The organism is Actinoalloteichus hoggarensis (assembly GCF_002234535.1).
Classification (GTDB): domain Bacteria; phylum Actinomycetota; class Actinomycetes; order Mycobacteriales; family Pseudonocardiaceae; genus Actinoalloteichus_A; species Actinoalloteichus_A hoggarensis.
Genome location: NZ_CP022521.1, coordinates 2,758,072 through 2,770,921, shown reverse-complemented (window position 1 = coordinate 2,770,921; position 12,850 = coordinate 2,758,072). Strand labels below are relative to the sequence as shown.

The window sequence follows — 12,850 nt, the reverse complement described above, 5'->3', positions numbered from 1 at the left end:
TACCCGCCACCTCGCCATCGTCACTCGAATGCCGGAAGCGGAGATCACCATACACAGCGAGAAGGCCCGGATAGCAAGGTCGAAAAGAAGTCACCAGATGCGAAATTTTCACCGGCAGGCCGGTCGAGCGCTGACCTGCGTCGTCGATCGATCACTCGACGCACCGAGGTGCCACGGGTACGCGCCCGGCTCGCCCCGCCGGAACAATGCGAGTCATTCACCAGATAGGGACGGCAGCACGCGAGGAATTCGCGACAACGGTGGCGCGGGACGCGACAGGGCCCGCCGCCGATGTCGCCATCGGCGGCGGGCCCGCTGCGCGTGGTTCAGCGTCGCGACGCCGCGGTCACAAGTACTGCCCCGTGTTGGTCGCGGTGTCGATGGCACGTCCGGACTCCTGGTTCTTACCGGTCACCAGGGTGCGGATGTAGACGATGCGCTCCCCCTTCTTGCCCGAGATGCGTGCCCAGTCATCCGGATTGGTCGTGTTGGGAAGGTCCTCGTTCTCGGCGAACTCGTCCACGATGGCGTCCAGCAGGTGCTGGACCCGGAGTCCGGGCTGTCCGGTCTCCAGCACTCCCTTGATGGCGGCCTTCTTGGCCCGGTCGACGATGTTCTGAATCATCGCCCCGGAGTTGAAGTCGCGGAAGTACAGCACCTCTTTGTCACCGTTGGCATAGGTGACCTCCAGGAAGCGGTTCTCGTCGGACTCGGCGTACATCCGCTCGACGGTGTTCTGAATCATCCCCTCGACGCAGGCCTGCTTGTCTCCCCGGAACTCCACCAGGTCGTCGGCGTGGATCGGGAGGGTGGCCGTCAGGTACTTGGAGAAGATGTCCTTGGCGCCTTCGGCGTCCGGACGCTCGATCTTGATCTTCACGTCGAGCCTGCCCGGCCGCAGGATCGCCGGGTCGATCATGTCCTCCCGGTTGGAGGCGCCGATCACGATGACGTTCTCCAGCCCCTCGACGCCGTCGATCTCGCTGAGCAGCTGCGGAACGATGGTCGTCTCGACGTCGGAGGAGACGCCGCTGCCCCTGGTGCGGAAGATCGAGTCCATCTCGTCGAAGAAGACGATCACGGGCGTGCCCTCGGAGGCCTTCTCCCTGGCCCGCTGGAAGATCAGCCGAATGTGTCGCTCGGTCTCCCCGACGAACTTGTTCAGCAGCTCGGGGCCCTTGATGTTGAGAAAGTAGGACTTGGCCTGTTCGTCCGGGCCGCCTCGCGCGGAGACGACCTGCTTGGCCAGCGAGTTGGCCACCGCCTTGGCGATCAGCGTCTTGCCGCAGCCGGGCGGTCCGTACAGCAGCACGCCCTTCGGCGGCCGCAGCTCGTACTCGCGGAAGAGGTCGGCGTGCAGGAACGGCAGTTCCACCGCGTCGCGGATCTGCTCGATCTGCCTGCCGAGACCACCGATGTCGGTGTAACCCACATCGGGGACCTCTTCCAGGACGAGGTCCTCCACCTCGGCCTTGGGCACTCGCTCATAGGCGTAGCCGGCCTTGCTGTCCACCAGCAGGGAGTCGCCGGACTTCAGCGGCGACTCGGCCAGCGGCGCCGCCAGCCACACCAGACGCTCCTCGTCCGTGTGACCCACGACCAGTGCACGACTCGGGCTGTCCTGACCGGGATCGGTCAGAAGCTCGCGCAGAGTGCAGATCTCCCCGATCCGCTCGTATCCGCCCGCCTCCACCACGGTCAACGCCTCGTTGAGGCGCACCGTCTGGCCTAGGGTGAGGTCGCCGATCTCCACAGTGGGCGAGAGCGGGACTCGCATCCGACGGCTGGCGGTGAACACGTCCGCCGTGCCGTCCTCGTGGCCCCGCAGGAAGACCCCGTAGCCGCTCGGCGGCTGCGCGAGGCGGTCGACCTCTTCGCGCAGGGCCATGAGCTGAGTACGGGCGTCCTTGAGGGTGTCCACCAGTTTCGCGTTGCGCTCGGTGAGCTTGTCGATGCGATCCGACGCCTCGGCGAGGCGCTGTTCCATGAGTTGGGACTGTCGAGGAGACTGGGACGACTGGCGGCGCAGCAGTGCCACCTCGTCCTCCAGGAATCGGATCTGCGCAGCAAGCTCGGCGTCGCCACCGGGTCGCTGCTCTTCGCCGCTGTCAGGCCTGCTGCCGGGATGGTCGTGCGGCATCTCGGCACCTCCTCCCGTGCTGGTGGATACCACGGTACCGGCGATCACCGTCCTTGGCGGTGTTGCTCCTGGGTGTGACCCATAAACGCCCGGTCGGCGGGACGAGATACACCGAACAGGCCTATTCGGGCCGCCGAAGCAACTACCGTGCGTCCCCGAGTGACCTTGCACGTTCGGCTGGTCGTTAAGCTTCGACCGGTCACGATGAGGCAGTACCCCGAGGAGAAATGATGACCGTCCCGCCCAACCCCCAAGGCCCTTACGGCGGACAGGGCCCGCAAGGCCAGCCGGGCGGTCAGCCGCCGTACGGCCAGCAGCCGGGCCCGTACGGCCAGGCCCCCCAGGGGGGACAGCCTCCCTACGGCCAGCAGCAGGCCGGGCAGTTCGGGCAGCAGGCCGGGCAGTTCGGGCAGCAGCCCCCGCAGTTCGGCCAGCAGCCCGACGGCTTCGGCGGCCCCGAGGGCGGCGCGCCCAAGAAGAGCCCGCTGCCGTGGATCCTCGCGGGCGGCGGCGTCGTCGTGATCGCCGTCATCGTCGTCCTCATCTTCACCCTGGGGGGTGGTGGCGGCGGCGCGGGCAGCCCGCAGCAGGCCGCGGACGACTTCGCGGCGGCCATGACCGACGGCGACGCCGACCGGATGGCCGAACTCGTCTGTGAGGCCGAGCGCCCGACCGAGGCCCAGATGGAGGAGTTCCGCGCGCAGACGAGTTCGATGACCGACGAGCTCTCCGCGCTCGGTGAAGGCATCTCCGTCAGCTTCTCGGCCGTCAACGTGAGCGAGCCCGCCGACGGCACCGCCACCGCCGAGCTCGCCTTCGAGATCACCGGTCTGGACCCGGAGATGGAGGAGATGATGAGCCAGGGCATGGACGGGATGACGCTCCCCATGGACCTCGTCGACGAGGACGGTTGGCGCGTCTGCGACCTCGGCAACTCCTTCGGCGGATGAGTTCGATCTGATCCTCACCGCGCACTGTTCGGCCGGGCTCCGTCGAGCCCGGCCGTTCGCGTCTCTACGGACCCCTCGCCGGTGTGCACGTGAGAATTTCTCCCACCGGGCGCCGTGCTTCTTCGACGGAAACCCACGCGAGGGCCGGCAGCCCGGATACGGTCGCCCGGCAGCGGCGCGTGTCACGGGACCGATCCGCGTGACAGCACGGATCGGCGCGCTCTGCCCGTTCAGACGTCGACGAGACCTCCGTGAGTCGTAGGAGAGAACATGTCCATGCCGCCTCAACAGCCCGGCCCGTACGGCCAGCAGGGAGGCTGGCAACCCCAGGGCGGACCGCGGTCCGGCGGGTTTCCCCAGCAGCACCCCGGGCAGGGCGGCCCCCAGTCCGGCGGATTCCCCCAGCACCCGCAGCAGTACGGCGGCGGGCAGGGCCAGTACGGGCAACAGGGCCAGTACGGGCAGTACGGCCGGCAGGGGCAGTATGGTCCCCCCGGTTTCGAGCCCGAAGGCCCGCAGAAGAAGGGCCCGCTGCCCTGGATCCTCGCGGGCGGCGCCGTCGTCCTCATCGCCATCGTGGTCGTCCTCGTCTTCACGTTGGGCGGCGATGACGGCGGCGAGGAGAACGCCCAGTCCGGCACGGGCGGCGCCAGCACCTCCGAGGAGGGTTCCGCGCCCGCCGAGGATGACGACGGCGGGAGCGGTCTGCCCGACGGCGGCGGCCTCGCCGCCGGGTCCCCGCAGGAGACCGCGGACGCCTTCGCCGCCGCGCTGACCCAGGAGGACTACATCGCCGCGAACGCCCTGATCTGCGAGGCCGAGCGGGTCTCCGAGGCCGAGGCCTCGCAGCTCGACCTCATGGAGGGCGCCCCGCCGGAGATCGCCGACGCGCAGCCGCAGTTCACGGCGTCCTCGGTGTCGACGCCGTCGGCCGACGGCGTCGTCACCGGCACGATCGAGTTCTCCCTCACCGGCCTGCCGCCGGAGATCGAGCAGAACGCCGAGGAACAGGGCATCGCACTCACCAACGACCTGCCGATCGAACTCGTCGACGAGGGCGAGTGGCGGGTGTGCAGCTTCGGCTGAGCCACCCGGTCCGTCGTCCGTCGCTCTGCTGTCTCCGCGCGGTCGACCAGGCTTGGTTCGGCCCGGCGGCACCGCGAGCTCCGCGAGCACGGCGGCGAACCGGCGGAGCCCGAGCCGTCGCCGTGTGCACCTGAGAATTCTCTGCCGAACCGGTCGACGACTTTCGCCGACCGGTCGCCTGTCAGGGGCGCTCGGCCGATACCGTCGCCTCACGCCGCCGCCCGAACCGGACGCGGATCGGCGTATGCGGGCACCGTCTTCCTGTCGCGGTGCCCGCACGGCCTTTCATCAGTCGTAGGAGACCCCTCATGTCCATGCCACCTCAGCCAGGCCCTTACGGGCCGCCCGGCGGCTGGCAGCAGCAACCCGGCGGACCGCCCTCCGGCGGCCTCCCGCAGCAACAGCCCGGCCCGCAGCAGGGTTGGGGTGCTCCACCGCCTGGCGGCGGCCCCGCGCCCGGCGGCCCGCAGTCCGGCGGACTCCCCCAGCAGCCCGGCCCCGGACAAGGTTGGGGCGGCCCGCAACAGCAGCCGCAGCAGGGCTGGGGCGGCCACCAGCACCAGGGCTGGGGCGGCCCGCAGCAACCCGGACACGGCCCGCAGTACGACCCCGCCGGGCCGGGGGGTCCCGGTGGACCGAAGAAGAGCCCGCTGCCCTGGATCCTCGGCGGCGGCGGGGTACTCGTGGTCGCCTTGATCGTCGTGCTCGTCATCCTCCTGAGCGGCGATGACTCCGACGGCGGCTCGACCGACGCAGGCGGTTCCGGTTCGCCCGGCGACAGCCAGGCCGACGGTGGCGGCGGTGGTGGAGAAGGCAGCGGCGGCGTTGCCGGCAGCCCGGAGCAGACGGCCACGCTGCTGGCCGACGCCGCGACCAATGAGGACTACCAGACCTTCGTCGACCTCACGTGCACGCGGTACCAGGACGAGATGGGCGTCTCCGACATCGAGGACTTCGCCACCGATCTCGATCCCGGGGCGATCGACCCGTCCCTGGCCGCGATCGAGGTCGTGTTCTCCGTGGACTCCGTCGAGCACATCAGCCCGGAGGAGGCCGAGGCCCGGATGCTGATCTCCTACAGCAACGTGCCCGCCGAGATGGCCGACTACATGCCGACCGAGATGGCCATGTTCTTCACCCTCGTGCCCGAGGACGGGCAGTGGAAGGTCTGTGACTACCGGCTGGACGAGAGCACCATGCCGAGCCTGCCGACCTACTGATCAGCGGGCGGACCGACCCTGCGGCGATGCCGCCACGGGGTCGGTCCGCAGGAGCTCAGCCCTTGCTCGGCCGCCGCTGCGGCCTCGGCGCCGTCACGCCGTCGGCGAGGCGCCTGGCGGTGAGCAGGAAGGCCGTGTGGGCGACCATCCGATGTTCCGGCCGCACCGCGAGCCCGACGACGTGCCACGGGCGCACGAGGGTCTCCCAGGCCTCCGGCTCCGTCCAGCACTGCTGCTCACGCAGCGCCTCGGTGATCCGGGACAGCTGAGTGACCGTCGCGACGTAGACCACGAGGACGCCGCCCGGGATGAGGTTCGCCGCGACGACGTCGAGCATCTCCCACGGCCCCACCATGTCCAGGATGACGCGGTCCACCGGCCCGCCGTCGTAGTCGGCCAGGTCGGCCACGTGCAGGGACCAGTTGTCGGGTTTGTCACCGAAGAACCGCCGCACGTTGCGGTCGGCGTGGTCGGCGTGGTCCTGACGGATCTCATAGGAGGTCACCGAGCCCTCGGAGCCGACCGCCCGAAGCAGCGAGCAGGTCAGGGCGCCGGAGCCCGCGCCCGCCTCCAGCACTCGCGCGCCGGGGAAGACGTCGCCCCACATCAGGATCTGCGCGGCGTCCTTGGGATAGATGACCTGGGCGCCTCGCGGCATCGAGAGCGTGTAGTCGGCCAGCCGGGGGCGTAGCGCCAGGTACGAGGTCCCGCCGCCGGTCGACGTCACCACCGAGCCCTCCGGGGCACCGATGAGCGCGTCGTGAGCGAGCCTGCCTCGGTGGGTGTGGTACTCCCCGCCCTCTTCGAGCACCACGGTGTAGTGCCTGCCCTTGGGGTCGGTGAGCTGTACCCGGTCGCCGATCTGGAACGGGCCGCTGACGCTGCTCACTGGTGTCGAACCTCCTGCGATGATCTAGGAAGCCGCGTGCCGGTCCGGGTCGACCTGCTCGACGAGCGGCGGATCGGGCCGGACCGGGCATCGGCTCCACGACTGCGCCGCACGGCGTGCGGCGGCGCTGATGGTCGCAGACCGGCGTCCGTCTCCCACGCGGAACCTCCCTGTCGGCCGCCCCGTCCGCGAGCCGTGCGGCCTCGGTCGGCCGAGAGGCGGTGCCGATCCGCCGCCTCGATCGGGCCGAGTCGATCAACCTCGATCAACCCGTGTCGATCAACCCGCGTCGAGTGCCGCCCGCAGATCCTCCCGCCGGAGCACCCCGCACGGTCGCCCGTCGGCGTCGACGACGAGGAACTGCCAGGCCGACGTGCTCAACACCCGCTCGACGATCTCCTCCCCCGACTCCGAGTCCAGCACGACGTTCTCCGCGGTGATCGCCTCGGTGGCGTATTCGGCAGGCGAGGACGGCGACACCCTCGCCAGTTCCTCGGCCGTCCGGCGGTCCAGCAGACCGACGGCGACGCCGTCCGCCCGCACCAGCACGACGCCGCGGCCCGCGGAGGCGGCCAGCGCATCGGCCACCGGGCTCTCGGAGGGCAGCTGCAGGACCGGTCGGGTCAGTTCCGCGAGCCGAAGCTCCGGCGGCCACATCCGCCTGCCGACGACCGCGAGCTCCGCGCCGATGCCCATCGCGATGAACCAGATCATGATCACGCAGGCACCGAGCCGCAGCCAGCGATCATCGCTGCCCGCGAGGAGACCCGCCGCCGCCCACCATGCGAGCAGCACCGCGACGAGCGTCCCGCCGACCGCCGCCGCCCTCGTGCCGGTGGCCCGTCGCCCGCTCACCGCCCAGACGGCCGCGCGCAGCACCCGTCCACCATCCAGCGGCAGACCCGGCAGCAGGTTGAAGGCCCCGACGACGGCGTTGGCCACGGCGACCTGGGCGACGAGCAGCCAGAGCACCCCGCGCGGCTCGATGAGCGGCAGGAGCCCGGCGAAGAAGGCGGCGAGCACGAGGGACACCGCAGGCCCCGCCGCGGCGATCAGGCCTTCCTGACCGGCCTTGGCCGGGGTCCGGACGAGTTCCGCGGCTCCACCGAGGAACTGGAGCCGAATGCGACGGACCGGCAGGCCCAGGCGCAGCGCCACGAAGCAGTGTCCGAGCTCGTGCAGCAGGACCGAGACACCCAGCAGCAGCGCGAAGGCCGCCGCCAGCAACGCCGAGACGGCCAGCCCGGTGTCGGGGAGCAGCCTGCGTACCAACGGGGTGTACAGGGCGACGATCAACAGGGAGATCAGCCACCAGGACGGGGCCAGCAGGACCGGCACGCCGCGCACGCGAAGCAGCAGCAGTCCCGACACCGAACCCGCTGGCGCGGCGGGGCTGCTGGCGGCGGGCATCTGGGCAGCCTAGAACGCGCGGGGTGAGGCGGCAGTGCGTCGGGGTCATCCGCTGCCGCCGGATCTCGTGGCGGGGACCGCCGACACGGCCGCGGCGGCACCGAACGGAGGCCGGCCGGTAGGACGGCGGCAGGCACGCGGTCGGAGCGGACAGGCGGACAGACGGGCAGATCGGTGAGCCGCGACACCCGCGGCACGGCTTCACGCCCGCCACGGGCCTCCCGCCGGGCCGGGCGTCGTCCGGATGAGCCGTGACGCTCCTCGCGCCGTGATCGGGTGGTCGGTCGGGTGTCCTAGGGTGCGCTGCATGACGGACACGGCGGGCACGAGCATCGACGCGGGCCGAACTCCCACGGGCACCGTCCGGAGACCTGCGCTGTCGCCCTCGCGGGCGGGCGACTTCAAGCAGTGTCCCCTGCTGTACCGCTTCCGAGCGGTGGACCGACTGCCGGAGAAGCCGACGAAGGCACAGGTACGGGGAACCGTCGTGCACGCCGTCCTGGAGCGACTCTTCGCCCTGCCGGTGGACGAGCGGCTGCCCGAACGCGCCGAGGCACTGCTGGAGCCCTGCTGGCGGGAGCTGTCCGCCGAGCAGCCCGCCTGGACCGCGTTGTTCACCGGCCCGGACGATCCGGCGCTCGCGGAGTGGCTCGGATCGGCGCGCAGGCTGCTGGCCGGCTACTTCGAACTGGAGGACCCCCGCAGGCTGGAACCGGAGGCCTGCGAGCTGCTGGTGGAGACGGAACTGGACTCCGGCGTGCTGCTGCGCGGCTATATCGACCGGATCGACGTCGCTCCGACCGGTGAGATCCGCGTGGTGGACTACAAGACCGGCGCGGCGCCGCGCGCGATCGGCGAGGGCAAGGCGCTCTTCCAGATGAAGTTCTACGCGCTGGCGCTGTGGCGACTGCGCGGCGTGGTGCCTCGCCAGCTCCGGCTGATGTACCTGGCCGATCGGCAGTCCCTGTCCTACACGCCCGACGAGGCGGAGCTCCGCCGCTTCGAGCGCACCCTGGACGCGATCTGGCAGGCCATCCTGCGCGCAGGCCGGACCGGCGACTTCCGCCCCAATCGCAGCAGGCTGTGCGACTGGTGCGATCATCAGGCCTTCTGTCCTGAGTTCGGTGGGACGCCCCCGACCTATCCCGGCTGGCCGGAGCCGATCGCACCCGACGAGACCCCGTTGGACCGCGCCGACTGACCTGCGACCCGTCGCACGACGTCGACACGCCGGGATGCTCCGGTCTTCCGGCGGAGCGCCGCATCGACGGAGGACGGCGAGATCGGTCTCTGTGAGTTCGCGTGTCGTCGAGAGGGGCGCTCATGCTCGCCATGCTGGCCACGGCGATGTTCGTCGCGTTGGTCCTGCTGTTCGGGACGATGGCGCGTCGTCTGCTCGGCATCCGCTTCAGCCGGTTCCGCGCGGTGGTCGCCGGGCTGCTGGCGCTGACCATCGGCGGCCCGCTCGTCAACGCCATCGCGGGCCCGTCGTACGAGCGCGACCCCGGAGTCATGCTGCTGCTGCTCGTGCTGGCCACCGCCTGTGCCGTGCTGGTCGCGATGATCTTCCTCGTCCTGGCGGAGGCGTTCGTGCCGAGCGGCTCGATGCCCCGCGTGATGGACTGGCTGCCCGCGCTGCGACGGCGGATCGCCAGGACCAGCCGCTACACCCGGTTGAGCGCGATCGCCGTCCGCCATGGACTCGGCCCGTATCTGCGTGGCCGAGGCGATGCCGCGCCCGCCTCGACGGGCGGCAGGCAGCGACTGGCCCGCTCGCTGCGCGCCGCCTTGGACGAGGGCGGCGTCACCTTCGTCAAGCTGGGCCAGGTGCTGTCGACGCGACAGGACCTCCTCGCCCCCGAGTTCGTGGAGGAGCTGTCGGGCTTACAGGATCGGGCGACCCCGGTGCCGTGGGAGCAGATCGAAGGCGTCCTCACCGCCGAGCTGGGCAGGCCCGTCGGCGAGGTCTTCGCCGAGTTCGACCACGAGCCGCTCGCGGCGGCGTCGATCGCGCAGGTGCACGTGGCTCGGCTGCGCACCGGTGAGGAGGTGATCGTCAAGGTCCAGCGGCCGGGAATCCGGACCACGGTCGAGCGGGACCTCGACATCGTCACCCGCCTCGGTCGCTCGCTGGAGCGGAGCACACGCTGGGGACGTTCGCTCGGCGTCGCGGAGCTGACCGAGGGCTTCGCCGAGGCGCTGCGCGAGGAGCTGGACTTCCGCATCGAGACCGCCAACATGGCCTCGGTGGTCGCGGCCGCACGGGTCCGGACCGACGCGAGCGTGCTGTACCCGATTCCGCACGAGCGGCTGTCAGGCGAGCGGGTGCTGGTGATGGACCGGTTGCCGGGCCGGTCCCTGCGACGGGCGAGCTCGATGATCGACGAATCGGGCTGGGACCGCGCCGAGCTGGGGAAGTCACTGCTGCACTGTGTGCTCCGACAGATCATGTTCGACGGGATCTTCCACGCCGACCCCCATCCGGGCAACGTCATGGTCACCGAGGAGGGCAGGATCGCGCTGCTGGACTTCGGCTCCGTGGGCAGGCTGGACGGCCTCACCCGCGACTCGCTGGCGCAGCTGCTGCTCGGGCTCAACACCGGCGACGCCTCCACGGTGGCCGATGCGCTGCTGGCTGTGGTGGAGCGGCCCGACGACGTGGACGAGCAGCGGTTGGAGCGGGCGCTCGGTCAGTTCATGGCCCGCCATCTCAGCGCGGGGATGACGCCGTCCGCGCAGATGTTCGTCGACCTCTTCGGCATCGTCTCGCACCACGGTCTGGCGGTGCCCCCGCAGCTCGCCGCGGTGGCACGGGCGCTGGGCACCCTTGAGGGCACCCTCCAGGTCCTGGACCCTCGGTTCGACCTGGTCGCGGAGGCGCGGAGCTTCGGCGAGGAGACGCTGGCCGCGCAGGGCACCGCCGGGTCGCTGAAGGAGACCGCCAAGAGCGAGCTGCTCGCCATGATGCCCATGCTGCGCAGGCTGCCCCGGCGGCTGGACCGGATCTCCGACTCGCTGGAGCAGGGCAGACTCAGCGTCAACGTACGGCTGTTCGCCGACGAACGGGACCGGCGGTTCGCCACGGGGCTGGTACACCAGGTCCTGTTGACCCTGCTGGGCATCACCAGCGGGCTGATCGCGGTGATGCTGCTCGGGCTGCGGGGCGGTCCACAGGTGATCGAGGGCGAACTGTCGATGTACGCCGTGTTCGGCTACTGCATGCTCGTCATCGCCTCGGTACTCGTGCTGCGGGTGCTGGTGACGATCTTCCGGACCGATCGCGGACCGGAGCAGGCACGCAGACGGTGACGGGGCGCGGGCGAGACGGCTCTTCTCAGTCGGTCGCCGCGCCGTCGCGCGCCTCGGGGAAACACTCGGCGGCGAAGCCGGTGGTCGTCGTGCCGACGCCGAACCACGGGCGGTCCGCCCGCGAGTCGTCCCGATCAGCCCGGATATCCGCCTGCCGAGGCAACCGTCGTGTAGTGCTCGACGGTCGGGAACGGGTCGTGGAAGTGGTGCAGCAGCTCGCGCCACCTCGGATAGTCGGGTCCCTGTCGGAAGCCGACCGTGTGATCCTCGAGGGCGGCCCATCGCACCAGCAGCAGGTACCGGCTCGGTCGCTCCAGGCAGCGACTCAGTTCGAGGCCCAGGAAGCCCGGCGATGCGGCGATGAGCGGCCGGGCCTCGGCGAAGGCGTGTTCGAACTCGACCTCGCGGCCGGGGATCACATCGAGGGTGGCGCTCTCCAGAATCACCTCGTCATCATCGCTCGCCCGTTCGCGAGGACACGCCGGCGTCTCCGACGCCCGAGCCTCCGCACCCGGGAGTCTCCCGACGCGAGGGCTCTCGCGACGCGATCTTCCGGTCGACTGTTCTCGTCCGGGCAGTGACACGTGACAGATCGGCCGGCTACAGTGCGGGCATGCGTCCGTTCCCCGAGCCGCCTCCTCTGCCGTTGTACGGGGAGGATCACGACCGAGGAGACCTCGCACCCTGAACCGACGACGAGCAGGCCGCGCCGCTCGTCCCGCCGACACTCCTTCTCACCTCACCCGTTCAGGGAGCTTCGTCATGCCCGAGTCCACCCCGCCCGTCCACGCCTTGATCGACGCGCTGCCCAAGGTCGAACTCCACGTCCACCTGGAGGGCTCGCTCGCCCCGACGACCCTGTTGACCCTGGCGCGCAAACACGATCTGCCCGCCATCCCGTCGACGCTGGACGCGCTGCGTGAGTGGTACGCCTTCCGCGACTTCCCACACTTCATCGACGTCTATCTGGCCTCGGTCCAGGCGCTGCGGGACGAGGAGGACTTCGCACTGCTCGCCGTGGAGACCGCACGCGACCTCGCCCGGCAGAACGTGCGGTACGCCGAGGTCCATCTCAGCCTCCTCAACCACCTGGAACGTGACGTGCCCGCCGAGGTCGTCTTCGCCGGCGTCGAGGCGGGGCGCAGGCAGGCTGAGCAGGAGCACGGGATCACGCTGCGCTGGATTCCCGACTTCCCCGGTCATTACGGCGTCGAGGCAGGGGAACAAGCGCTCAGGGAGACCCTCGCCGTCGGCCCGGACTCCGTGATCGGCTTCGGCGTCGGCGGCATCGAGGTCGAACGCGACCAGTTCGCCGACATCTTCGCCAAGGCCAGGGCCGCCGGGCTGCACAGCCTGCCGCACGCGGGCGAGACCCACGGCCCGGACCGGGTCTGGTCGGCGATCCGGGCCCTGCGCGCCGAGCGCATCGGACACGGCATCGGCAGCATGCGGGACCCGGAGCTGGTCGCCTACCTGCGGGACACGCAGCTCCCGGTCGACGTCTCGCCGACGTCGAACGTGGCGACCCGCATGGTCGCGACCGCGGCGGAGCACCCGCTGCCTCGGATGCTCGACGAGGGCGTCTTCGTCACGCTCAACTCCGACGACCCGCCGATGTTCGGCACCGACCTGACCAACGAGTACCGCACCGCCCATGAGATCGGGCTGTCCCCGGAACAGCTCGTGCGGCTGGCCCGCAACGGCGTCTCCGCGTCCTTCCTCGCCGAAGACCGCAAGGCCGCCCTGCACGCCGAGATCGACTCGGTGTTCGCCCGCTGGCAGGCCGACGAGAACTGAGCCGCCAAGCCTGCCCGTCGATCGAGCCGCGCTCGACGGCGGGCGGGCT

The 12,850-nt window shown here is 70.6% G+C and carries 10 protein-coding genes; 6 read left to right on the top strand and 4 right to left on the bottom strand.

What is annotated here, in order from left to right; genetic code table 11:
* Window positions 1–346: 346 nt before the first annotated feature.
* Window positions 347–2,140, bottom strand: a complete 1,794-nt coding sequence (gene arc, locus AHOG_RS12190; protein ID WP_093944389.1) for a proteasome ATPase — start codon at window positions 2,138–2,140, stop codon at window positions 347–349.
* Window positions 2,141–2,367: 227 nt separating this feature from the next.
* Here arc and AHOG_RS12185 point away from each other — a divergent pair, with 227 nt between their 5' ends.
* From AHOG_RS12185 to AHOG_RS28465, 3 genes are all read left to right on the top strand, one after another.
* Entirely contained in the window at window positions 2,368–3,090 is a 723-nt protein-coding gene (locus tag AHOG_RS12185) for an Rv0361 family membrane protein (RefSeq protein WP_093941463.1), read from the top strand.
* Window positions 3,091–3,360: 270 nt separating this feature from the next.
* Entirely contained in the window at window positions 3,361–4,176 is an 816-nt protein-coding gene (locus AHOG_RS28470) for a hypothetical protein (RefSeq protein ID WP_157736779.1), read from the top strand.
* Between the two features lie 308 nt (window positions 4,177–4,484).
* Complete coding sequence (locus AHOG_RS28465; protein WP_157736778.1) at window positions 4,485–5,396, top strand: hypothetical protein; 912 nt, start codon at window positions 4,485–4,487, stop codon at window positions 5,394–5,396.
* A 55-nt stretch (window positions 5,397–5,451) separates the two neighbouring features.
* On the opposite strand, the gene AHOG_RS12170 is transcribed toward AHOG_RS28465, so the two are convergent.
* Window positions 5,452–6,285: a tRNA (adenine-N1)-methyltransferase gene (locus AHOG_RS12170; protein ID WP_093941461.1), complete on the bottom strand. Its 834-nt coding sequence runs from the start codon at window positions 6,283–6,285 to the stop codon at window positions 5,452–5,454.
* A 279-nt stretch (window positions 6,286–6,564) separates the two neighbouring features.
* The gene (locus AHOG_RS12165) at window positions 6,565–7,695 is read right to left on the bottom strand and encodes a site-2 protease family protein (protein WP_093941460.1); all 1,131 of its coding nucleotides are present in this window, start codon (window positions 7,693–7,695) and stop codon (window positions 6,565–6,567) included.
* A gap of 307 nt (window positions 7,696–8,002) precedes the next feature.
* Here AHOG_RS12165 and AHOG_RS12160 point away from each other — a divergent pair, with 307 nt between their 5' ends.
* Entirely contained in the window at window positions 8,003–8,896 is an 894-nt protein-coding gene (locus AHOG_RS12160) for a RecB family exonuclease (protein ID WP_093941459.1), read from the top strand.
* A 122-nt stretch (window positions 8,897–9,018) separates the two neighbouring features.
* Window positions 9,019–11,004: an ABC1 kinase family protein gene (locus AHOG_RS12155; RefSeq protein WP_093941458.1), complete on the top strand. Its 1,986-nt coding sequence runs from the start codon at window positions 9,019–9,021 to the stop codon at window positions 11,002–11,004.
* Between the two features lie 134 nt (window positions 11,005–11,138).
* Here AHOG_RS12155 and AHOG_RS12150 read toward each other — a convergent pair whose 3' ends face one another.
* Window positions 11,139–11,450, bottom strand: a complete 312-nt coding sequence (locus AHOG_RS12150) for an antibiotic biosynthesis monooxygenase family protein (RefSeq protein ID WP_093941457.1) — start codon at window positions 11,448–11,450, stop codon at window positions 11,139–11,141.
* Window positions 11,451–11,766: 316 nt separating this feature from the next.
* Between AHOG_RS12150 and add the strand changes: the two genes are divergently transcribed.
* Window positions 11,767–12,801 (top strand): adenosine deaminase, encoded by a 1,035-nt coding sequence (add, locus tag AHOG_RS12145; RefSeq protein WP_093941456.1) that lies wholly within the window; start codon window positions 11,767–11,769, stop codon window positions 12,799–12,801.
* Window positions 12,802–12,850: the final 49 nt, after the last annotated feature.

Bases quoted from the DNA above. Each gene is read 5' to 3' on its own strand.
- arc (WP_093944389.1), bottom strand. From the start codon at position 2,140: ATGCCGCACGACCATCCCGGCAGCAGGCCTGACAGCGGCGAAGAGCAG.
- AHOG_RS12185 (WP_093941463.1), top strand. From the start codon at position 2,368: ATGATGACCGTCCCGCCCAACCCCCAAGGCCCTTACGGCGGACAGGGC.
- AHOG_RS28470 (WP_157736779.1), top strand. From the start codon at position 3,361: ATGTCCATGCCGCCTCAACAGCCCGGCCCGTACGGCCAGCAGGGAGGC.
- AHOG_RS28465 (WP_157736778.1), top strand. From the start codon at position 4,485: ATGTCCATGCCACCTCAGCCAGGCCCTTACGGGCCGCCCGGCGGCTGG.
- AHOG_RS12165 (WP_093941460.1), bottom strand. From the start codon at position 7,695: ATGCCCGCCGCCAGCAGCCCCGCCGCGCCAGCGGGTTCGGTGTCGGGA.
- AHOG_RS12160 (WP_093941459.1), top strand. From the start codon at position 8,003: ATGACGGACACGGCGGGCACGAGCATCGACGCGGGCCGAACTCCCACG.
- AHOG_RS12155 (WP_093941458.1), top strand. From the start codon at position 9,019: ATGCTCGCCATGCTGGCCACGGCGATGTTCGTCGCGTTGGTCCTGCTG.
- add (WP_093941456.1), top strand. From the start codon at position 11,767: ATGCCCGAGTCCACCCCGCCCGTCCACGCCTTGATCGACGCGCTGCCC.